Source organism: Streptomyces roseifaciens (assembly GCF_001445655.1).
GTDB classification, from domain to species: domain Bacteria; phylum Actinomycetota; class Actinomycetes; order Streptomycetales; family Streptomycetaceae; genus Streptomyces; species Streptomyces aureoversilis.
In genome coordinates this window covers 2,079,201-2,099,560 of sequence record NZ_LNBE01000004.1, presented here as the reverse complement: position 1 = coordinate 2,099,560, position 20,360 = coordinate 2,079,201, and the positions used below count along the sequence as shown (strand labels likewise).

Annotated in this window: 19 protein-coding genes and 1 tRNA gene; 13 read left to right on the top strand and 7 right to left on the bottom strand. The window is 71.5% G+C overall.

What is annotated here, in order from left to right; all coding sequences use genetic code 11:
• Window positions 1-3: 3 nt before the first annotated feature.
• Window positions 4-1,809 carry a diguanylate cyclase CdgB gene (cdgB, locus tag AS857_RS26680; RefSeq protein ID WP_058045760.1) on the bottom strand — a complete coding sequence of 602 codons (1,806 nt, stop codon included), beginning with the start codon at window positions 1,807-1,809 and terminating at the stop codon, window positions 4-6.
• A 340-nt stretch (window positions 1,810-2,149) separates the two neighbouring features.
• Here cdgB and AS857_RS26675 point away from each other — a divergent pair, with 340 nt between their 5' ends.
• Entirely contained in the window at window positions 2,150-2,701 is a 552-nt protein-coding gene (locus AS857_RS26675) for a flavin reductase family protein (RefSeq protein WP_245700524.1), read from the top strand.
• A gap of 38 nt (window positions 2,702-2,739) precedes the next feature.
• On the opposite strand, the gene arfB is transcribed toward AS857_RS26675, so the two are convergent.
• A complete protein-coding gene (gene arfB / locus AS857_RS26670; RefSeq protein WP_058045758.1) occupies window positions 2,740-3,177 on the bottom strand; it encodes an alternative ribosome rescue aminoacyl-tRNA hydrolase ArfB in 438 nt (145 codons plus the stop codon).
• A 197-nt stretch (window positions 3,178-3,374) separates the two neighbouring features.
• On the opposite strand from arfB, the gene AS857_RS26665 reads away from it, so the two are divergent.
• The 3 genes from AS857_RS26665 to AS857_RS26655 all read left to right on the top strand — a co-directional run bounded on the left by AS857_RS26665 (window position 3,375) and on the right by AS857_RS26655 (window position 4,963).
• Window positions 3,375-3,950, top strand: coding sequence for a TerD family protein (locus tag AS857_RS26665; protein WP_058045757.1), 576 nt, complete (start codon window positions 3,375-3,377; stop codon window positions 3,948-3,950).
• A 332-nt stretch (window positions 3,951-4,282) separates the two neighbouring features.
• A complete protein-coding gene (locus AS857_RS26660; RefSeq protein WP_058045756.1) occupies window positions 4,283-4,483 on the top strand; it encodes a hypothetical protein in 201 nt (66 codons plus the stop codon).
• A gap of 276 nt (window positions 4,484-4,759) precedes the next feature.
• Window positions 4,760-4,963, top strand: a complete 204-nt coding sequence (locus tag AS857_RS26655) for an antitoxin (protein WP_058045755.1) — start codon at window positions 4,760-4,762, stop codon at window positions 4,961-4,963.
• A gap of 15 nt (window positions 4,964-4,978) precedes the next feature.
• Here the strand turns inward: AS857_RS26655 and AS857_RS26650 are convergent, their stop codons facing one another.
• Complete coding sequence (locus AS857_RS26650; protein ID WP_058045754.1) at window positions 4,979-5,539, bottom strand: GNAT family N-acetyltransferase; 561 nt, start codon at window positions 5,537-5,539, stop codon at window positions 4,979-4,981.
• Between the two features lie 78 nt (window positions 5,540-5,617).
• Window positions 5,618-6,175 (bottom strand): GlcG/HbpS family heme-binding protein, encoded by a 558-nt coding sequence (locus AS857_RS26645; protein WP_058045753.1) that lies wholly within the window; start codon window positions 6,173-6,175, stop codon window positions 5,618-5,620.
• 216 nt (window positions 6,176-6,391) lie between these two features.
• Here AS857_RS26645 and AS857_RS26640 point away from each other — a divergent pair, with 216 nt between their 5' ends.
• The 4 genes from AS857_RS26640 to AS857_RS26625 all read left to right on the top strand — a co-directional run bounded on the left by AS857_RS26640 (window position 6,392) and on the right by AS857_RS26625 (window position 10,843).
• Window positions 6,392-7,546, top strand: a complete 1,155-nt coding sequence (locus tag AS857_RS26640) for a sensor histidine kinase (protein ID WP_058047076.1) — start codon at window positions 6,392-6,394, stop codon at window positions 7,544-7,546.
• Entirely contained in the window at window positions 7,543-8,241 is a 699-nt protein-coding gene (locus AS857_RS26635) for a response regulator (RefSeq protein WP_058045752.1), read from the top strand. Before AS857_RS26640 ends, AS857_RS26635 begins: the two co-directional genes overlap by 4 nt.
• Window positions 8,242-8,620: 379 nt before the next feature.
• On the top strand, window positions 8,621-10,243 hold the full coding sequence (locus tag AS857_RS26630) for a M4 family metallopeptidase (RefSeq protein ID WP_058045751.1): 1,623 nt from the start codon (window positions 8,621-8,623) through the stop codon (window positions 10,241-10,243).
• Window positions 10,244-10,345: 102 nt separating this feature from the next.
• Window positions 10,346-10,843: a hypothetical protein gene (locus tag AS857_RS26625; RefSeq protein ID WP_058045750.1), complete on the top strand. Its 498-nt coding sequence runs from the start codon at window positions 10,346-10,348 to the stop codon at window positions 10,841-10,843.
• Window positions 10,844-10,939: 96 nt separating this feature from the next.
• Here the strand turns inward: AS857_RS26625 and AS857_RS26620 are convergent, their stop codons facing one another.
• Window positions 10,940-11,647, bottom strand: a complete 708-nt coding sequence (locus AS857_RS26620; RefSeq protein ID WP_058045749.1) for a pentapeptide repeat-containing protein — start codon at window positions 11,645-11,647, stop codon at window positions 10,940-10,942.
• 121 nt (window positions 11,648-11,768) lie between these two features.
• On the opposite strand from AS857_RS26620, the gene AS857_RS26615 reads away from it, so the two are divergent.
• Both AS857_RS26615 and AS857_RS26610 read left to right on the top strand, forming a co-directional pair.
• Window positions 11,769-12,776, top strand: a complete 1,008-nt coding sequence (locus AS857_RS26615; RefSeq protein ID WP_058045748.1) for a zinc-binding dehydrogenase — start codon at window positions 11,769-11,771, stop codon at window positions 12,774-12,776.
• A gap of 171 nt (window positions 12,777-12,947) precedes the next feature.
• Complete coding sequence (locus AS857_RS26610; protein WP_079110643.1) at window positions 12,948-14,606, top strand: MFS transporter; 1,659 nt, start codon at window positions 12,948-12,950, stop codon at window positions 14,604-14,606.
• Window positions 14,607-14,671: 65 nt separating this feature from the next.
• Here AS857_RS26610 and AS857_RS26605 read toward each other — a convergent pair whose 3' ends face one another.
• Entirely contained in the window at window positions 14,672-15,817 is a 1,146-nt protein-coding gene (locus AS857_RS26605; RefSeq protein ID WP_058045747.1) for an aminopeptidase P family protein, read from the bottom strand.
• A gap of 216 nt (window positions 15,818-16,033) precedes the next feature.
• Between AS857_RS26605 and AS857_RS26600 the strand changes: the two genes are divergently transcribed.
• Window positions 16,034-18,205, top strand: a complete 2,172-nt coding sequence (locus AS857_RS26600; protein ID WP_058045746.1) for an MMPL family transporter — start codon at window positions 16,034-16,036, stop codon at window positions 18,203-18,205.
• 73 nt (window positions 18,206-18,278) lie between these two features.
• Here the strand turns inward: AS857_RS26600 and AS857_RS26595 are convergent.
• Window positions 18,279-18,351: transfer RNA gene (locus AS857_RS26595), tRNA-Thr, on the bottom strand.
• A gap of 182 nt (window positions 18,352-18,533) precedes the next feature.
• Between AS857_RS26595 and AS857_RS26590 the strand changes: the two genes are divergently transcribed.
• Complete coding sequence (locus tag AS857_RS26590; RefSeq protein ID WP_058045745.1) at window positions 18,534-19,667, top strand: ABC transporter ATP-binding protein; 1,134 nt, start codon at window positions 18,534-18,536, stop codon at window positions 19,665-19,667.
• 240 nt (window positions 19,668-19,907) lie between these two features.
• Window positions 19,908-20,315 carry a hypothetical protein gene (locus AS857_RS26585; RefSeq protein WP_058045744.1) on the top strand — a complete coding sequence of 136 codons (408 nt, stop codon included), beginning with the start codon at window positions 19,908-19,910 and terminating at the stop codon, window positions 20,313-20,315.
• The last annotated feature ends 45 nt before the right edge of the window (window positions 20,316-20,360 follow it).

Sequence of the window (20,360 nt, the reverse complement as noted above, 5' to 3'; positions counted from 1 at the left end):
GCCTCAGCCCGCCCGCCGACCCGCCTTGGCGCGTGACCGTTTTTCGACGTACATGCGCTGGTCGGCGGAGTGGAGCACCTCGTCGGCGGACATTCCGCAGCCTGCCCAGCCGATGCCGAAACTCGCGCCTACCCGCACCGCCCGGCCGTCAACCCTTATCGGCGGGACGATGGCGCTGCGCAGCCGTACGGCGAGATCCTCCGCGTCGGCCTGGGCGAGGCCGTCCGCGAGGACGACGAATTCGTCGCCGCCGAGGCGGGCGACCGTGTCGCCTTCGCGCACGCCGTTGCTGAGCCGGCGGGCGACCTCTATGAGGACGGCGTCTCCCGTGTGGTGCCCGAAGCGGTCGTTGATCGCCTTGAAGCCGTCGAGGTCGCAGAAGAGGACCGCCAGGCCCTTGGTCCCGTCGTCCTCACCGTCCTCGGGCGGGGCTATGGCGTGGACATGCCCGGGGTAGGCGCCGTCGTGGTCGCCGCAGCCGATCTCGTCGGGGGCGTAGTCGGGCCCGCAGTCCGGCGCGTGCTCGGGGCCGAGCTCGGAGCCGAAGCCGTGCGCGTACGGCCCGGCCCGCCCGGACCCGTACACGCCGCCCGCGGCCATCCCGGCCAGGCCGGCCGCGCCCACGCCCGCGGCCGCCGCCCCGTCCACGCCCTCCACCTCGGCGAAGCCGTCGAGACAGCCGTAGGGCGCGGCCACGGCGGCCGCGTGGGGCTCGCTGCCGGGCGCGCGGCTGCACAGCCGGCTGCTGAGCCGGGCCCGCAGCTCGGCACTGTTGGGCAGGCCGGTCAGCGAGTCGTGGCTGGCGCGGTGGGCGAGCTGCAGCTCGTGCCGCTTGCGCTCCTCGATGTCCTCGACGTGGGTGAGCAGGAAGCGCGGCCCGTCGGCGGCGTCGGCCACGACGGAGTTGCGCAGCGACACCCACACGTAGGTGCCGTCGCGGCGGGCGAGCCGCAGCTCGGCGCGGCCGCCCTCGGCGGAGGTGCGCAGGAGCGTGCCGATGTCCTCGGGGTGGACGAGGTCGGAGAACGAATAGCGGCGCATCTGGGACGCGGAGCGGCCGAGGAGGCGGCACAGGGCGTCGTTGGTGCGGTGCAGGCGGCCGTGCTGATCGCCGCCCATCTCGGCGATGGCCATGCCGCTGGGCGCGTACTCGAAGGCCTGGCGGAAGCTTTCCTCACTGGCGCGCAGGGCCTGCTGCTCCCGCTCCAGGCGGACGAGGGCGCGCTGCATGTTGGCCCGCAGCCGGGCGTTGCTGATCGCGATGGCGGCCTGGAAGGCGTACATCTGCAGCGCCTCGCGACCCCAGGCGCCGGGCCGGCGGCCGTTGCGCGGCTTGTCGACGGAGATCACGCCGAGGAGCTCGCCGCCCGCGGCGCCCGCGGTGTACATGGGGGCGAAGAGGCGGTCCATGGGGTGCCACTCGTCCGGGAAGCGGGGCGCCGGGCCGGCGGTGTGCCACTGGGGCACGTCGTCGTTGTCGAGGACCCAGCCCTCGGTGTACGGGATGAAGCGCAGCGAGCCCCACTGGTCGGCCATGGCCAGCCGCCGCTCCCAGGAGACGCGCGAGCCGACCCGCCCGGCCAGCAGCGCTTCGGCGCCGGCGCTGCCGGCGACGGCGGCGACGACGAGGTCACCGTCGGGCCGTACGAGATTGACGGCCGAGAGCTCGTACCCGAGCCCGGTGACGATGCCGTCCGCGACGGTCTGCAAGGTGTCCGCGAGACTTCGCGCCGTGTTCAGATCGGCCACCACCTGATGCAGCCCGCGCAAGGTGGCCAGGCGGACATACGGCTCCGACTCGGTCTCCATCTTCGCTCTCCCCCGAGACCTCGACAGCAACTCCAGGCTTCTTGTCGTCCGTTTACCACGGCCACTGAATCACAGCGAGCTGACCACTCGGTACACAGGGTCAACAATTACAGCCCTCTGTGACTCATGTCACAATGCGTGATGAGGTCCCGCTACTGGCGGGGTTAGAAGCTCTTATGCTTCGTGAACGCAAATCCGGAACGGTGTGAACACCCATCCGGACGCCTTCCCGAACCGATGCGGACAACTTTCGGAACCGTTCCGGCACCCTTCCGACCTAGGACCCGCCTGGTCCTGCAGCCCGATGCGAGGGCGCTACGGGCGGGCTAGCGTGCACAGCGTGTTGCAGACGACCCCGCCCTACGAGACCGCCATAGCCCATTCTGAAGGGGTGAGCGCCGATGAGTTCCGTGCCGCCCTCGCCCGCCTCGCCGCCGGCGTGGTGCTGGTGACCGCGCACGATCCGGAGCACGGACCGCGCGGCGAGGACGTCGGAATGACGGCGACCGCCTTCCTGTCCGTCTCGCTCGAACCGCCTCTCGTCATGGTGAGCGTTCGCAACGATTCCCGCATGGACGACCTCCTGGAGCGGCAGCCGCTGTGGGCGGTGTCCGTCCTCTCCGAGAGCCAGCGGCACATCGCCGGACGCTTCGCGATGAAGGGACGGATCAGCGACCGGCTGCTCTTCGAGGACATCCCCTACGCGTCCGGGACGGCGACCGGCGCGCCGCTCGTACGGGGCGCGCTGTCGACTCTGGAGTGCCGGACGGAACAGCGGGTGACGGCCGGGGACCACACGCTGGTGATCGGCAGGGTGCTCACGGCGACGGCGCCGACGACGGAGAGCGGGCCGCTCATGTACTTCAAGGGGAAGTACCGGCAGCTGGGGTGAGGCGGGGCGGGCACCCATGGGCCCAGCCCGCAGGCCTCCTAGCCCCAGTCCTTACCGGTGCGCCCGCGCTTGGTCTCGGCGCGCTGCTTCTTCTGCCGCAGCCGCCGCTCGTTGATCCCGCGCGGGATCTTCGTGGCGCGCCGCGGGCGGGGCGGCGGGGCGCTCGCCTCGGCGAGCAGCGAGGCGAGCCGGACGGCGGCGGTCTCGCGGTTGCGCCACTGCGAGCGGTGCTCCGAGGCGCGCACGACCACGACGCCGCCGACGAGCCGGGCGGCGAGCTTGGCCAGGGCGCGTTCCTTCCAGACCTCGGGCAGCGCTTCCGTGCGGGCGAGGTCGAACCGCAGCTCGACCTGGCTGTCGCTCGTGTTGACGTGCTGGCCGCCGGGGCCGGAGGAACGGGAGAAACGCCACTGGAGCTCGGCCTCCGGCAGGGAGACCGAGCCGCGGATGACGTAGGGGCCGGACATGCCCCCCATGATCCCGCGTGGCACGGGCGGGCGTCACCTCGTTTTGCGCCGCCCTCGACGCGCGCCGGCATCAGGGATTGGCAAAGAAAGTAAAAGCGTGTGGAACCCTGGGGTCCCCCGAGGGCGTTAACAAGGGTGACGGTGACCCGCGGGCCCGCGGTGCGCTGCAGAACCGACGCAGACTTGACCAGAAAGGGACAATTCCCATGGCTGTAAGCCTGTCCAAGGGCGGCAACGTCTCCCTCACCAAGGAGGCCCCGGGCCTGACGGCCGTCACGGTCGGCCTCGGCTGGGACGTCCGCACCACCACCGGCACGGACTTCGACCTCGACGCGAGCGCGATCGCCGTGAACCCCACGGGCAAGGTCTACTCCGACGCCCACTTCGTGTTCTTCAACAACAAGTCCACCCCGGACCAGTCGATCGTCCACACCGGCGACAACGTCACGGGCGCCGGCGAGGGCGACGACGAGCAGATCAACGTCAACCTGGCCGCCCTCCCGGCCGACGTCGAGAAGATCGTCTTCCCGGTCTCCATCTACGACGCGGTGGCCCGCAGCCAGAACTTCGGCCAGGTCCGCAACGCCTACATCCGCATCATCAACCAGGCCGGCGGCGCCGAGCTCGCCCGCTACGACCTGAGCGAGGACGCCGCCACCGAGACCGCCATGGTCTTCGGCGAGCTCTACCGCAACGGCTCGGACTGGAAGTTCCGCGCGGTCGGCCAGGGCTACGCCTCGGGCCTGCAGGGCATCGCGCAGGACTTCGGCGTCAACGTCTGACACCGACGGCCGCTCGGCGGCCGTCCGACGACTGCCTGATCTCTCTCCGACGGCTGCCTGACGGCCGTCACGGGCGCACGAGGGCCACCCCGGGATACGGGGTGGCCCGGAAGCCGCCACCCCCGCCCGGCCCGCGGCGCGCCCCGCGCCGGACGCACGGCTGGCAGCCCCCTCGATCTGGGTAGAACCAAGAGGAAGCGGCCCGCCATACCACACAGCCGACCGGTTGCGCACGCTCCGTAACCAGCGGCTGAGCAGCGGAGTTGGGGTTCACCGGGGCGGGTACGTAGTTACCCAAGGAGGGGCACCCGTGGAGACAGGACACACGCACCATGGACGACGGCGACTCACTCGAACGCATTCTTGCCGCAGTGATCGGCGACCGGGACCGCGAGCCCGAGCTGTGCCCGGCGTGCGGCCGGCCGCTGCGGGTGATCGTCGTGGCGGAGAACCCCGGCGACGCCACGTCGCCGGCGATCGTGCGAGGGGTCTGCCCCGCGTGCCCCAAGGGGCTGGGCGCCACGGCCCCCTGAAGCACCTGGCGCTGGCCTGCCCCAACTGCCAGAACATGATGCAGCAGATGGGCAACGGCGTGTACAAGTGCTGGAGCTGCGGATACACGAGCACCGGCTGAGCCCGGACCGGCTCCGCCGGGCGGCGCACGGCCCCTCCACCCGGCCCGGCGGGCCGCGGACCCGTGCGCCGTCCGGTGGCCCCTGCACGCCGCCCGCCCCGGGGCCCGGCGAGGATGCGGGCCCGGTGGATTACGGAGATGCTGGTTGCGTCAGCGTTCCGTGAGGAGGACGGCCATGTCCATGCTCGACAAGCTCAAAGGCCTGCTCAAGGGCCATGAGGACACCGCTCGGCAAGGTGTCGAGAAGGCGGGCGACGCGTTCGACGCCAAGACCCAGAACAAGTACCAGAGCCAGGTCGACACCGCCCAGCAGAAGCTCAACGAGCAGCTGGGGACGCAGGAGCGGCGACCGGGGGACGAGCGCCCGCCGACTCCCTGACCGTCGCCACAGCAGTCACCACAGCCGGTCGACCTCCCCCGGGTAGAGCCCGATGCGGCACCGCTCGAAGGCGGCCGCGTCACGCCGCGCCCGTGCCGTGAAGAACGCGGCCATGGTGACCTTGTCGAAGCCCGGCCGGTCGCTGGGGAACGGGTCCTGCGGGGTGCCGCCGATCAGGACGGTGCCGGGCAGGGCGGTCCAGCCGGCGCTCTCGTAGAACCCCTGCAGGGGGCGGTCGCACGTGAACAGTCCCACGTCCACGGCGCCGCCGTCGGCGATCAGCTCACGGGCGGCGGCCACCAGCCGCCGCCCGTATCCCTTGCCGCGGTGTGCCGCGTCCGTGACGACCGCGCTCAGGCCCGAGGCCCGGTAGCTCCGGCCCTCGTGGATGATCTCCTTGGACAGGATGTCCAGCGCGGCCCGTACGCCGCCGTCCGGGGCGAGGAGCAGGACGGCCACGGGGCGCAGGGCCGGGTCGTGGGGGCCACCGCCGGGCCAGGCCTGCTCCTGCAGGGCCTCGATCTGCGCGCGCAGCTCCGGCGGAAGATCCGGCTCCGCCATCGTGACAATCTGCATGCGCCCCATATTTCCCACGCGCCCCACGCGCCCCTCCCCCATTCGGCCGCACCCCTCGCGAGCCCGTGGCTCCGCAGGCTAGCCCAGCGCCGCCGCGCCCGCCTTCGCGAACTTCTCGTCGAGGTCGCCGCTCGGCGCCCCCGCGACGCCGATGCCGGCGACCGGCGCGCCCTTGACCTGGACCGGCGTGCCGCCCGGCAGGAACAGGGTGCCGGGGATGTCCTTGAGGTTCGGGGCGCTCTGGAGGCGCTTGACGAGCTCCGAGGTGGGGGCGTTCCAGGAGACGGCCGTGAAGCCCTTCCGTACGGCCGACTCGTAGGACTGCGGGCCCGCGCCGTCGCCGCGCAGCGTCACCAGAGTGTTGCCGTTGCGGTCGACGACCGCGACGGACACCTTCTGGCCCTCCTTCCTCGCGGCGGCCAGCGCGGCCTGGGCGGCGCGCGTGGCGGCGTCCACCGACAGGTGCGACGACTCGGTCACGCCGTTGCCGGCGACGGACACCGGAGCCTGGCGCTCCGCCGCGGGCGAGGCCGTCGCCGTGACCGCCCCGAACGTACCGGCCGCGACGACGGCGACCCCGGCCGCACCCACGAGCACACGGCTCCGGACGGAGAGCTTTCCGAGCGCAGACTTCATTTTCGGCTCCTCAACAGGCCAGTGGTTTGCCAGCGGATTGCCAGTGTTTTCCTGGCGCTCTCCATCCTTCGGGCCGTCCGCGCCGCGGGCATCGGCGTCCCGGCTGTCCGCCGGGTCAACCGATCGGCTGATGCGGCGGCCCTCCGCACCGGTTAGGAACAGGGGGTGACCTTTACCGACGATGACGAACCCGGCGCCCGCCGCCTCGCCCTCGTCATGCACGCCGCCTTCTTCCTGCTCCTCTCCGCCTCCTTCGCTCGCTTCCTGATCCGGCACCCGGGCGAGCCCCGCACGCCGTGGGTCGTCGCCCTCAGCGTGCTGCTCGCCCTGCTCTACGTCCTGCCGTACGCCTTGCCCCAGGCCCTGAGCCCGGCCCCCGCGGCCCGCCCGCCGCGGCAGCTCCTCTGGCTGGCCGCCGTCGTCGCGACGTGGGTCGTGCTCGTCGTCCTCGCGCCGAGCTTCGCGTGGTGCTCCGTCCCCCTGCTCTATACGGGCCTGCGCACGCTCCCCACGCGCGCCGCCCTCCTCCTGGTCACCTTCCTCACCGGCCTGGTCGTCGTGGCGCAGCTCCGGCTTTCCCACGGCTTCGACCCCACCCTCGTGCTCGCCCCGCCCGCCGTGGCCGCCGTCGCCACGGCCGTCTTCGTCCACACGCAGCGGCAGACGGACCGGCAGCGCGCCCTGATCGAGGACCTGGTCCGCACGCGCCGCGAACTGGCCGCCACCGAGCGGCGCGAGGGCGCCCTCGCCGAGCGGCAGCGGCTGTCGATGGAGATCCACGACACCCTGGCCCAGGGTCTGTCCAGCCAGCGGATGCTGCTGCAGGCCGCGGACCGCACCTGGGAGTCGGACCCGGAGGCGGCGCGCCGGCACGTGCGGACCGCCGCGGACGTCGCGGCCCGCGGCCTGGCCGAAACCCGGCGGTTCGTCGACGACCTGGCGCCGCCGCAGTTCGACGGCGGCGCGCGGCTGGAGGACGCGCTGCGGGCGCTGGCCGCCTCCGGCACGGCGGAGGGGACCGGTGCCCCGGTGCTCTTCCACGTCGACGGCGTGCCGGTCCCGCTGCCGGACGGGGTGCGGGCCGCGCTGCTCCGCATCGCCCAGGGCGCCCTGGCGAACGTGCGCGAGCACGCCGGTGCCGCCACGGCCGCGCTCACCCTGAGCTACCTCGGCGACCAGGTCGTCCTCGACGTCGCGGACGACGGGCGGGGGTTCGCGCCGGGTGCGCCGCCCGGCCCGGCCGGCGGGCGCGGCCACGGGCTGCCCGCGATGCGGGCCCGGGTGCGGCAGCTCGGCGGCTCCCTGACCATCGAGTCGGCGCCCGGCGAGGGCACCGTCGTCTCCGCCTGCATTCCCCTGGAGCCCCAGTGACCGACCCCGGCCCCGTTCACTCCGGCAGTCCCGCCCGGCCCATCCGCATCCTGCTCTGCGACGACCACGCCGTCGTACGGGCCGGGCTGCTGGCGCTGCTGTCCAGCGCGCCCGGCATCGAGGTCGTCGGCGAGGCGGGCGGTGGCGAGGAGGCGGTCGTGCTGGCCGCCCGGCTGCGGCCCGACGTCGTCCTGATGGACCTTCAGCTGGGTCCGGGCATGGACGGGATCGAGGCCACGCGACGCATCGTGGCCGACGCCGGAGGCGGCACGGGCGCCGGCACCGGCCCCGGCGGCGGCCCGTACGTCCTCGTCCTCACCACGTACGACACGGACGCCGACATCACGCGGGCCATCGACGCCGGGGCGACGGGGTACCTGCTGAAGGCCGAGCGCCCGGAGGAGCTGTTCTCGGCCATCAGGGCGGCCGCCGAGGGGCGTACGGCGCTGTCGCCGCCCGTCGCGGGCCGCGTCATGGCACGGATGCGCGGCTCGGTGCGGCCGGCGCTGACCGACCGCGAGCGGGACATCCTGGGGCAGCTCGCCCGCGGGCTGGGCAACCGGGAGATCGCACGCGCCCTGTTCATCAGCGAGGCGACCGTGAAGACCCATCTGGGGCGGATCTACGACAAGTTGGGCGTGGACACCCGGTCCGGCGCCGTCGCCGTGGCGAAAGAACAGCGTCTTTTGCCGTGACTTCACACCGACTTGATGCCGCCGGCCCTAGCCTGGCCGCGCCGGCCTCGTAGCGGAAGCGGTACCACCGCCTCAGCTCCGGCGGATTGCATGCAATCTCATCCGATCGCATGCAATCACTGTCCTCGCACTGAGATGCGACCGGTTTCAAGTCCGGACCAGCCCTGTGCAGTTCACCGCATAGCGGAACAGAACAACCGCGTTTCGGAGAACGACAGATCAAATCCTTGTTGCGCCCCTGTCAATGTCGCTCAGGGAATGGCACTCTCTCCTCAATCCACTCATGCACCACTCCTGCACCACCGGGCAGCCGTAACCCGTGCTGCCTGAACCCCCCTCAAAGGGACGTGACTTCACGGCCCGCACATAGGAGACAGAGTTGAGAAGCGTCACCTCCACCTCCCGCAAGAACACCCTGCGCGCCGCCGCGCTCGTCGCCTCCGCCGCCATGGTCGTCGTGGCCGTGCAGACCGGCTCCGCGAGCGCCACCGCCGACAAGGCGAGCGAGGCTTCGCCCCTCGCCGTGTCCGCAGGGCAGCGGGTCGCCGCGATCAAGGACGCACAGTCCGCGGCCCCCTCCACCGCCTCGAAGCTCGGCCTCGGCGGCAAGGAGAAGCTCGTCGTCCGTGACGTGATCAAGGACGCGAACGGCACGGTCCACACCCGCTACGAGCGCACCTTCGAGGGTCTGCCGGTGCTCGGCGGCGACCTCGTCGTGCACGAGGCGAAGAGCGGCTCGCGCAGCGTCGACAAGGCGACCGACGCCGAGATATCCGTGCCCAGCACCACCCCCGCCCAGGCCCCGGCCGCCGCGAAGAAGAGCGCCCTCAGCGCCGCCGCGGAGGAGAAGAAGACCGACAAGGCCGGTGCCGAGCGTGCGCCGCGCAAGGTCGTCTGGGCGGCCTCGGGCAAGCCCGTCCTGGCCTACGAGACCGTGGTCACCGGCGTCCAGAAGGACGGCACGCCCAGCAAGCTGCACGTGATCACCGACGCCAACACCGGCAAGAAGCTCTTCCAGCGCGAGGCCATCGAGACCGGCTCGGGCACCAGCACCTACAGCGGCACCGTCCCGCTGTCCACCACCAAGGGCGGCTCCGGCTACCAGCTCGTCGACGGCGAGCGCGGCGGCCACAAGACCTACAACCTGGCGCAGGGCACCGACGGCACCGGCGACCTGTTCACCAACTCCACCGACAGCTGGGGCGCCGGGGACCAGAAGGCCGGCGTCGACGCGCACTACGGCGCGGCCGTGACCTGGGACTTCTACAAGAACGTGCTCGGCCGCAGCGGCATCAAGAACGACGGCGTCGCCGCCTACTCGCGCGTCCACTACGGCGACAACTACGTCAACGCCTTCTGGGACGACGAGTGCTTCTGCATGACCTACGGCGACGGTGAGGGCAACAAGAACCCGCTGACCTCGCTCGACGTGGCCGCGCACGAGATGAGCCACGGCGTCACCTCCGCCACGGCCGGCCTGGTCTACAGCGGCGAGTCCGGCGGCCTCAACGAGGCCACCTCGGACATCTTCGGCACCGCCGCCGAGTTCTACGCCAACAACGCCACCGACAAGGGCGACTACCTCATCGGCGAGGCCATCAACATCCGCGGCGACGGCTCCCCGCTGCGCTACATGGACAAGCCCAGCAAGGACGGCGCGTCCAAGGACTACTGGTCCTCCTCGCTCGGCCGCCTGGACGTCCACTACTCCTCGGGCCCGGCCAACCACTTCTTCTACCTGCTGTCCGAGGGCAGCGGCTCGAAGACGATCAACGGCGTGACGTACAACAGCCCGACCTACAACAACTCCAAGGTCGCGGGCATCGGCCGGGACAAGGCCACCAAGATCTGGTACAAGGCCCTGACCACGTACTTCACCTCCACCACCAACTACAAGGCGGCCCGCACCGGCACCCTGAAGGCCACCGCGGACCTCTACGGCTCCTCGAGCGCGGAGTACAAGGCGGTCGCCGCCGCCTGGACCGCGATCAACGTGAAGTAACCGCAACACCGGCGTAGCCGGGAGCGCCCCGCCGCCGACGCGGGGCGCCTCCGGCTCGTACACGTTTACGCGTCCGGCCCTCCGCCGTGACACCATCGAAGCGTGATCGACCTCGGCTACTCGCTCTCGCGCCGCTTCCCCGACCCTCCGCAGACGGACTACCGCACCGCGGACGTGCGGGCCCTCCGGCACGACCTGTTCTGCGGGGACGTCTACATCGCGGACGTGAAGAAGGACCGCGAGCTGTCCACAGCCTGGGGATGGGTTCCGGTGCTCGACTTCGTGTGGGCGCTGTGCGACATCATGGAGCAGATCGACCGCGACCCGCGGGGCAGGCGCTCGGCGACCACGCAGTTCGCCGAGCTGGACTTCACCGAATCCAGCGACTGCATGCTCTTCGAGCGGCGCTTCGGCTGGGTCGAGGTCTCCGCCGACTGGATGCCGGCCGACGAGCCCGCGCTCACCTTCGACCACCGCGCCCTGCGCCGCGAGGCCCGCGACTTCCTGCACGACCTGATCGCGGACCTGTCCGACATGCACGAGGGCCTCGCCGACAACCCGGTGATCTGGGACCTGCAGAGCCGCTTCCCGCGCGTGTAGCCGTACGGGCCCTACGCCCGTACGGGCCGTGCCCCCGTACGGCCTCCGGCCCCGCCCGGCCTCAATCCTCCGCGGCCTCAGTAATCCTCCGCGACCTCAGTCCTCCGCGGCCTCCACCCGTACGCCCATCTGCGCCGCGAAAGCCGGAGCAAGATCCAGGAGTTGGGACGGGCTGATCACCGCTCCCGACAGGTGCTCGATGCCGCGGGCGATGTCGATCTCCGCCGCCGCCCGCAGGTCCACGTCCGTCATCCGGGCCCCCGTGAAGTCGGCACGGCGCAGCACGCAGCCGCGGAAGTCGACGCGCTCCAGCCGGGCCCCGCCGAAATCGGCCTCGGAGAGGACGACGCCTTCGAAAGTGACGTCCTTCAGCGCCGCCCCGCGCAGATTCAGATAGTCGATCTTCCCGCCGCGGACGACGACCCGCTCCAGCACCGCGCCGTGCAGCTGGGTCCCGCCGAGCCGGGCGTCGCGGACCTCCACGTCCCGCAGGCCCGCCTTCGACAGGTCGGTGCCCACGCCGCGGATCCCGTCCAGCACGCAGTCCGTGAAGCGCGCGGCGACCAGCTCCGTCTCGTCCAGCGCGCAGGCGTACAGGCCGCAGTCCAGGAAGCGGGCGCCTGTCCCCGACTGCCCTGCGAAGTCGGCGTCCGTGAAGGCGAGGCCGTCGTAGTCCCCCTCGGGCTCCAGCTCCGCGCCGTCGTACGGCCGCAGCCCGGGCAGCCGCACCTCCGGGACCCTCACTGCGGGCCGCTTCTTACCGGCCTGCTTCGTACCGGTCCGCTTCCTGCCGTGCGTCGTCATGCCGACCACCGTGGCACACGCCACTGACAACGCCCCGACGCGTCCCGCCCCCCTTGACCTCAACCATGCCTGAGGTTGAAGACTCAAGGGCATCACCGCAGAACACCGCTGGGAGACCGCCATGCACGCCGTACGACTGCACGACTTCGGCCCCGCCGAGAACCTCACCTACGAGCGCACCGAGGACCCCGTCCCCGGCCCCGGGCAGCTGCGGATGGCCGTCGCCGCCGCCGGCGTGCACCTCCTCGACACCGCCCTGCGCTCCGGTCTCACCAGCCCCGTCCACCCCGCCCCCGACCTGCCGACCATCCCCGGGCGCGAGGTCGCCGGAACGGTCGACGCCGTCGGCGAGGGCGTCGGCGAGCACTGGCTCGGCCGCCGCGTCGTCGCCCACCTGGGCATGGTCCCCGGCGGCTACGCCGAGCTCGCCGTCGTCGCCGCCGACAAGGTGCACGAGCTGCCCGACGGGCTCGGCGAGGCGGAGGCCATCGCCATGATCGGCACCGGCCGCACCACCCTGGCCATCCTCGGCTTCACCGTGCTGACCGGCAAGGACGTCGTCGTGGTGCCGGGCGCGGCGGGCGGCATCGGCGCCCTGCTCGTGCAGTACGCCAAGAACGCGGGCGCCACCGTCGTCGGCCTCGCCGGCGGCCCCGCCAAGACCGAGCGCGTGCGGGCCCTGGGCGCCGACATCGCCCTCGACTACAACGACCCCGCCTGGCCCGACGCCGCCCGCGAGGCACTGGGCGAGCGCTCGGCCTCCGTCGTCTTCGACGGGGTCGGCGGCGAGGCCGCCCGCGCCTCCGTCGGCCTGCTCGGGCCCGGCGGCAGCCACTTCGTCTTCGGCTGGTCCGCGGACGGCATCACCGGCAGCGGCCCCTCCTTCACCCTGAGCGAGGAGGAGCTCGCCGCCCGCTCCCTCACCTCCCGCAACGTCCTCGGCCCCGCGATGATGGAGCGCATCGGCGGCCCCGAGGGCCTGCGCCGCCTGGAGGCCACCGCCCTCGCCGACGCCGCCTCCGGCCGCGTCACCCCACTCGTCACCCGCTTCCCCCTCGCCGAGGCAGCCGCCGCGCACGAGGCCCTGGAGACGCGACGGACGGTGGGGAAGGTCGTCCTCGTGCCGTAGGGACAGCGGGTCGGGACGGGGCCGGGGGACGGCCCCGTCCCGACAGGCGCCCGTCACCCGGCAGGCCTACGCTGGATTGCGGATTCTGCGCGCCAGGCGCGCCAGGCGCACCACGTGCACCACGCGCGCAGCACGCGCACCGCGCACGCCACGGCCGCGAGAGCAGGTCCCATGAGTTCCACGAACAAGGGCCCCATACCCCCCGGAACCCCCGCCACCGCCGCAACCGCACCCGGATCCGCATCCGCACCCGACCCCCGCCGCTGGTGGGGCCTGGTCGTCATCGCCGTCGCGCAGCTGATGGTCGTCCTCGACGCCACCATCGTGAACATCGCCCTGCCGTCCGCACAGCGCGACCTCCACATGTCGGACGGCAACCGGCAATGGGTGATCACCGCCTACACCCTGGCCTTCGGCGGACTCCTCCTGCTCGGCGGCCGCATCGCCGACCTCGTCGGCCGCAAGCTGACCTTCATGACCGGCCTCGTCGGCTTCGCCGCCGCGTCCGCCCTCGGCGGCGCCGCCCAGACCTCCGGCCTGCTGTTCGTCGCCCGCGCCCTCCAGGGCGCCTTCGGCGCGCTCCTGGCCCCCTCCGCGCTCTCCCTGCTCACCACCACCTTCACCGACGGCAAGGAACGCGCGAAGGCCTTCGGCATCTACGGCGCCATCGCCGGCGGCGGCGCCGCGATCGGCCTCATCGCCGGCGGCCTGATCACCGAATACCTCGACTGGCGCTGGTGCCTCTACGTCAACGTGCCGATCGCCCTGCTCGCCCTGCTCGGCGCCCTGGTCTTCCTCCACGACGACCGGCACCGCCGCGGGGAACGCCCCCGCCTGGACATCCCCGGGGTCGTCCTCGGCTGCGGCGGCCTCGTCGCCATCGTCTACGGCTGCAGCGAGGCCCAGCCGCGCGGCTGGAACGACCCGCTCGTCCTCGGGCTGCTGTGCGGCGGCGCGGCGCTCCTGGGCGCCTTCACGTGGTGGCAGGGCCGCGCCCGGCACCCCCTGCTCCCGCTGCACATCGTCCGCGACCGCAACCGCGCCGGGGCCTTCCTGGTGATGGGCCTGGCCGTCATCGCCCTGTTCGGCATGTTCCTGTTCATGACCTACTACCTGCAGGTCGTCCTCGGCTACTCCCCCGTGAAGACCGGCCTGGCCTTCCTCCCGATGACCGCGGCCATCGTCGTCGGCTCCACCCAGATCTCCGCCCGCCTCATGACCCACGTGCCCCCGCGCACCCTGATGGTGCCCGGCACGCTCCTCGCCGCCGGCGGGCTGTTCCTGCTGACCTTCCTGCCCGTCGAGCCCGCGTTCGTCAGCCACGTCCTGCCCGCCGAGCTCCTCGTCGGCCTCGGCATGGGCCTGGTCTTCATGCCCGTCATGGCCACCGCCACCGCCGGCGTCGCCCCGCAGGACGCCGGCGTCACCTCAGCCACGGTCAACACCGCTCAGCAGGTGGGCGGCTCCATCGGCACCGCCCTCCTCAACACCATCGCCACGTCCGCGAGCACCGGCTACATCACCACGCACCTGAAGACGGCGGCCGCGGACGGAGTCCTCACGCCCGCCGTCCGGGCCGGCGTCGTGAAGACCGGCATCGTCCACGGGTTCCAGATCGCCATCGCCTGGGGCGCGGGCATCATGCTCCTCGCCGGCGTCACCGGCTGGTTCCTGGTCACCGCCCGCGCGCCCAAACACGCGAGCCCTCTCGGCGGCGTCGAAGCGGACGCCGTCACCACCGGTGCCGCCCCCGCGGAAATCCGGGCGGCCGCCGAAGCCGAGGAACGCCATCACATGCGTGAACCCGAACCCGGAGACGGCCCCTGGTAAGCCGGAGCAGGCCCCACGCAAGCCCGGCGCAGGCACGGCACAACCGCGGTGCGTGTAAGGGCCTTTCAGGCCACCACCCGCATCCCGTGCGAGGTATTGTTCAGCCGCCGCCCGCCCGAGTCCGTGCACACCACAATGTCCTCGATGCGCACCCCGAAACGACCCGGAAGATAAATCCCCGGCTCGATCGAGAAACACATCCCCGGTACCAGCGGCAGGTGTTCGCCCTCCACCAGGTACGGCGGCTCGTGCGTCGTCACCCCGATCCCGTGACCCGTACGGTGAATGAAGTATTCCCCATAGCCCGCGCCACGGATGACCTGACGCGCCACCCGGTCGATCTCCTGGCACGCCACGCCCGGGCGCACCGCCTCGAACGCCGCCTGCTGCGCCTCGCGCACCACGTCGTGCACCTTGCGTTCCTCGGCCGTCGGCTCGCCCACGTGCACCGTGCGCGTGGTGTCCGAGCCGTAACCGTCCTTCAGGCCGCCGAAGTCCATGACGACCATGTCGCCGTCCTCGATGACCCGCTCGCCCGCGTCGTGGTGCGGATTCGCACCGTTCGGACCCGAGCCGACAATCGTGAAATCGACCTGACTGTGGCCGTGTTCGCGCAGCAGCCGCGCCAGGTCCGCCGCCACCTCGCACTCGCGCCGCCCCGCGAACCTCAGCCCCACGACCTGCTCGTACGCCGCATCAGCCGCCGCGCCCGCAGCCGCCAGCCGCTCCACCTCGTAGGCGTCCTTCACCGCCCGCAGCATCGGCATGACCTCGGTGAACGCCCCGTACGACACGCCCGGGCAGGCGCGTTGCAGCGCCAGGACGTGCAGCGCCCACGCGTTGTCCGAGACGCCGTAGCGGCCCTTGGGGTCGAGCAGCGGGGCCAGCGCCGCGTACGGGTCCTGGCCGTCGCTCCAGCCGGTGACGGACAAGGACGGCGCTGCCGGGGCCCGTTCGGCGTCCGGCCGCTCCAGGGCGGGCACCAGCAGCCGCGGCCGGGCGCCCGGCGCGATCAGCAGCGCGGTCAACCGCTCGGTCACGGGCGGGCGGTAGCCCGTCAGCCAGTCCAAGTCCGGGCCCGGTGTGACGATCAGACCGGCAAGACCGGAGTCTGCGGCCGCCACGGCGGCGCGCTCCAGGCGGGCGGCGTAGGCGGGCCCGCCCTTCGGTCCGCCGGGCGGGGTGGGGGCGGAGGCGGCAGCATCGCTCATGGGGGCAGAGTAATCCGGACGAAGGCGGTCGGCGATGCCATTCTCTACCTCACGGGGGATGCCCCCTCATCCGGCCGGATGAGAGATACCCCGACCCAGGGCCGATTTCCCCCCGATTCCGTTGTAAGGAAATTCAGGGATGTCTAGCGTGTTCATGCCTGTAGTTCACACCTGCAGCCTCCTGCTGCAGTTCATGCTCGCCTAGCTAGGAGCACCATGTTCCGACGAGTCGGGCGGTTCGCCGTCCACCGACCTTGGCTCACCATCGCCGGCTGGATCATCGCCGCGGTGGCCCTCAGCCTGCTGGCCCCCGGGCTGAAGTCCACGACCGATGAAACGGAATTCCTTCCTTCACATTACGAATCCGTACAGGCGGGCAAGCTCCAGGAAAAGGCCTTCCCCAAAACCGAACAGCCCTCCGCCATCGTCGTCTTCCAGCGTTCCGACGGCGGGAAGCTCACCGCCGCCGACCGCGCCGACGTCGCGAAGGTGACCGGCGGGCTGAACGACAAGCACCGCAAGGGCATCGCCCGCGTCGAGACGAACCCCCAGGCCGTCTCCCCCAACGGTGAGATCGCCCTGGCCAACGTCATCGCCGTCAACAGGAACGCGCAGGACCAGACCCTGCCCAACGCCGTCAAGGACCTCCGTCAGGACGCCAAGGGCCTGCTGGACGGCACCCACTTGAAGGCCGGCTTCACCGGCCAGGCGGCCACCGCCCTGGACGCCCAGGAGTCCTCCGGCGACACCGACGCGATGATCATGTCGGCCACGCTCCTCCTGATCATCATCCTGCTGCTGGTCATCTTCCGCAGCCCGCTGATAGCGCTGATGCCCGTCCTCATCATCGCCCTCGTCTTCGCCGTCGCCCTCGGCCTCATCGGCACCGCCGCCGAACTCGGCGGACTCAAGGCGGACAACTCCATCTCCGCCATCCTCATCGTCGTCCTCTTCGGCGTCGGCACCGACTACATCCTCTTCCTCCTCTTCCGCTACCGCGAAGAGCTGCGCGACGGGCAACAGCCCAAGGAAGCCCTCACCAACGCCGTCGCCCGCGTCGGCGAAACCATCGCCTCCGCCGCCGGCGCCGTCATCGTCGCCTTCCTCGCCCTCCTCCTGTCCACCATGGGCATGATGCGGGCGATGGGCCCCTCGCTCGCCATCGCCGTCGGCGTCACCCTCATCGCCGCACTCACCCTCGTGCCGGCCGTCTTCTCCCTCCTCGGCACCAAGGCCTTCTGGCCCTCCAAGGCCTGGAAGAAGCGCTCCCGCAGCCGCCTCTCCGACGGCCTCGGCGCGCTCGTCGCCCGCCGCCCCGCGGCCATCGCCGTGCTCTCCGCCGCGGTCCTGGCCGCCCTCGCCGTCGGCGCCGTCAGCTTCAAGGCCGAGTTCGACACCGACAGCCAGCTCCCGCAGAAGCTCGAATCCGTCCAGTCGATGAAGGACCTGCAGCGCGGCTTCTCCGCCGGCCAGTCCGACCCCGCCATGGTCTACGTCGAGTCCCGCAGCGGCACCCTCGACAAGGGCGCCCTCGGCACGTACAAGAAGGACCTCGCCGGCATCGACGGCGTCGGCGCCGTCTCCGACCCCGTCGTCAACCCCGACGGCACCGTCGCCCAGTACAGCGTCGTCCTCAAGTACCGCCCCACCGAGGACAAGGCCATCGACCTCGCCGGCGGCACCCTGCGCACCACCGCCCACAAGGCCGCGCCCGACGGCACCAAGGCCTACGTCGGCGGCACCTCCGCCGTCCTCGCCGACGTGGAGAAGGCCGTCGGCCACGACTACAAGCTCGTCTTCCCCATCGCCGGACTCGCGATCATGATCATCCTGGGCCTGCTGCTCCGCAGCATCGTCGCCCCGATCTACCTGATGATCTCCGTCGCCCTGGGCTTCGGCGCCACGCTCGGCTCCACCGTCTGGCTCTTCCAGGACCTCCAGCACAAGAACGGCCTGCTGTTCATGCTGCCGGTCATCGTCTACCTCTTCGTCGTCGCCATCGGCACCGACTACAACATCCTCATGGTCGCCCGGCTGCGCGAGGAGGTCCGGCGCGGCGTCCCCGCCCGCGAGGCGATCCACACCGCCGTCGCCCGCTCGGCACCCACCATCGCCTCCGCCGCGATCATCCTCGCCGGCACCTTCGGCGTCCTCCTGCTGGCCGACAACTCCATGCTCCAGCAGATGGGCTTCGCGGTCGCCTTCGGCATCCTGCTCACGGCCTTCGTGATGGCCATGCTCCTCGTCCCGACCGTCACGTCCCTCCTGGGCCACAAGGCATGGTGGCCCGGCCACCAGGACGCCCCGCGCCCGGACCCGGCGACGGGAGCCCTTCCGTACCCGGACCAGAGCCGCCGGCTGGACGCGGGCGAGGAGGCACGACGCTGAGGCGCCCGGCCCGCACCCGCCCCTGACAGCACGAAACCGCAGGTCCCGGAGGGGACCTGCGGTTTCGTTTCCGAGCCGACTGTCGGGTTCGAACCGACGACCTTCGCTTTACAAGAGCGGTGCTCTACCAGCTGAGCTAAGTCGGCCTGTGCGTTGCAGTCTAACCAAACTCCACCCGTGCCCAGGCCACGAATTTTCACAGCCACCGGCTGCTGACAACCGACCGCCTCCCGGGTACCGTCACCTGCAACCCGGTCCAAATGGACTGGACCACTCCCTCTACTCGGATCGTCCGGCACGTTCCTGCCGGTGAAGGGACTGCATCACCATGGCCACGGTCACGTACGACAAGGCGACCCGGATCTACCCGGGGTCCGACAAGCCCGCCGTCGATCAGCTCGACATCTCCATCGAGGACGGTGAGTTCCTCGTCCTGGTCGGCCCGTCCGGGTGCGGGAAGTCGACCTCGCTGCGGATGCTCGCGGGGCTCGAGGACGTCAACGGAGGGGCGATCCGGATCGGCGACCGGGACGTCACCCATCTGCCGCCGAAAGACCGGGACATCGCCATGGTGTTCCAGAACTACGCGCTCTACCCCCACATGACCGTCGCCGACAACATGGGCTTCGCGCTGAAGATCGCGGGCGTGCCCAAGTCGGAGATCCGCCAGAAGGTGGAGGACGCGGCGAAGATCCTGGACCTCACCGAGTACCTGGGGCGCAAGCCCAAGGCGCTCTCCGGCGGTCAGCGGCAGCGCGTCGCGATGGGGCGGGCGATCGTGCGCGAGCCCCAGGTGTTCCTCATGGACGAGCCGCTGTCGAACCTGGACGCGAAGCTGCGCGTGCAGACGCGCACGCAGATCGCGGGGCTGCAGCGCCGCCTCGGCATCACCACGGTCTACGTCACCCACGACCAGGTCGAGGCCATGACCATGGGCGACCGCGTCGCGGTGCTCAAGGACGGCCTGCTGCAGCAGATCGACTCGCCGCGGAACATGTACGACCGGCCGGCCAACCTCTTCGTCGCGGGCTTCATCGGCTCGCCGGCGATGAACCTGGTCGAGGTGCCGGTCACCGACGGCGGCGTGAAGTTCGGCAACAGCGTCGTCCCGGTGTCGCGCGAGGCCCTCGCGGGGACCGGCAAGGGTGACCGGACCGTCACCGTGGGTGTCCGCCCGGAACACTTCGACGTGGTCGAACAGAACGGCGAGGCGGCGAAGTCGCTCGGCAAGGAGTCGAAGGACGCCCCGGCCGGCCTGGCGGTCACCGTCAACGTGGTGGAGGAGCTCGGCGCCGACGGATACGTGTACGGCACGGCCGAGGTCGGCGGCGAGCAGAAGGACCTCGTCGTGCGCGTCAACGGCCGCCGCGTGCCCGAGAAGGGTTCGATCCTGCACGTCGTCCCGCGCCCGGGTGAGCTGCACGTCTTCTCGACCTCCTCGGGCGAGCGACTGAGCGACTGAGCGACCGATCGCGCAGCGCGGCCGCGGTCCGCGCCGCACGCACCCCCGCCCCCGTGCCGTCCAAATGGCCCGGGGGCGGGTGTTTTTCGCTCCGAAGTCACACGAGTTGCCGTTTTACCTGCCAGATCGCTCTTTTCGAGCCCTGTACGTCAACCAGGCGACCATCCGCACCACCAGACGCATCCCTCGACCGGGTGACTAGATGTCGCGGCGTCATTACCCCTCGCTACCATCTGCGGCATGAACCAGGCCGCCCGCCACATCGGCAGAACCCTTGCCTTCGTACTCCCCGTCGTTCTCGTCCTCTCGGGGACGCTCGCGGTGACCCGTGTCCCGTGGGCCGCGCCTGCCGATTCGCAGGTGCTCACCGCGTCCTCCGACAACGCCTCCACCCAAGCCCGGATCCGCGCCCCGCACGAGGTGCTGCACGACAAGCTCCTGACCGAGCTGCAGGAGAAGAACCCGGGGGTCGCCCTCAGCCACCTCCAGGAGGCCACCAACGGCCGTCCCTCGCTCGCCCGGCACTGCGTGGAGATCGCGCGGAGCCTCGGGCGCGCGGCGGTCGCGAAGTACGGCCCCCGGCAGGCCCAGCGCTACGCCCGCCCGGTCTGCGACACGTCGTACGCCTCCGGCGTCCAGAGCCGCTGACCGCCGTAAGGGGGCACGGCGCCGCCACCACCGGTCCGTCCGAGG

Excerpts from the sequence above, each read along its gene's own strand:
- AS857_RS26615 (WP_058045748.1), top strand. The coding sequence starts at position 11,769 with ATGCACGCCGTACGACTGCACGACTTCGGCCCCGCCGAGAACCTCACC.
- AS857_RS26645 (WP_058045753.1), bottom strand. The coding sequence starts at position 6,175 with ATGAAGTCTGCGCTCGGAAAGCTCTCCGTCCGGAGCCGTGTGCTCGTG.
- AS857_RS26585 (WP_058045744.1), top strand. The coding sequence starts at position 19,908 with ATGAACCAGGCCGCCCGCCACATCGGCAGAACCCTTGCCTTCGTACTC.
- AS857_RS26655 (WP_058045755.1), top strand. The coding sequence starts at position 4,760 with ATGTCCATGCTCGACAAGCTCAAAGGCCTGCTCAAGGGCCATGAGGAC.
- AS857_RS26660 (WP_058045756.1), top strand. The coding sequence starts at position 4,283 with ATGGACGACGGCGACTCACTCGAACGCATTCTTGCCGCAGTGATCGGC.
- cdgB (WP_058045760.1), bottom strand. The coding sequence starts at position 1,809 with ATGGAGACCGAGTCGGAGCCGTATGTCCGCCTGGCCACCTTGCGCGGG.
- arfB (WP_058045758.1), bottom strand. The coding sequence starts at position 3,177 with ATGGGGGGCATGTCCGGCCCCTACGTCATCCGCGGCTCGGTCTCCCTG.
- AS857_RS26590 (WP_058045745.1), top strand. The coding sequence starts at position 18,534 with ATGGCCACGGTCACGTACGACAAGGCGACCCGGATCTACCCGGGGTCC.
- AS857_RS26605 (WP_058045747.1), bottom strand. The coding sequence starts at position 15,817 with ATGAGCGATGCTGCCGCCTCCGCCCCCACCCCGCCCGGCGGACCGAAG.
- AS857_RS26665 (WP_058045757.1), top strand. The coding sequence starts at position 3,375 with ATGGCTGTAAGCCTGTCCAAGGGCGGCAACGTCTCCCTCACCAAGGAG.
- AS857_RS26640 (WP_058047076.1), top strand. The coding sequence starts at position 6,392 with ATGCACGCCGCCTTCTTCCTGCTCCTCTCCGCCTCCTTCGCTCGCTTC.
- AS857_RS26600 (WP_058045746.1), top strand. The coding sequence starts at position 16,034 with ATGTTCCGACGAGTCGGGCGGTTCGCCGTCCACCGACCTTGGCTCACC.
- AS857_RS26610 (WP_079110643.1), top strand. The coding sequence starts at position 12,948 with ATGAGTTCCACGAACAAGGGCCCCATACCCCCCGGAACCCCCGCCACC.
- AS857_RS26620 (WP_058045749.1), bottom strand. The coding sequence starts at position 11,647 with ATGACGACGCACGGCAGGAAGCGGACCGGTACGAAGCAGGCCGGTAAG.
- AS857_RS26650 (WP_058045754.1), bottom strand. The coding sequence starts at position 5,539 with ATGCAGATTGTCACGATGGCGGAGCCGGATCTTCCGCCGGAGCTGCGC.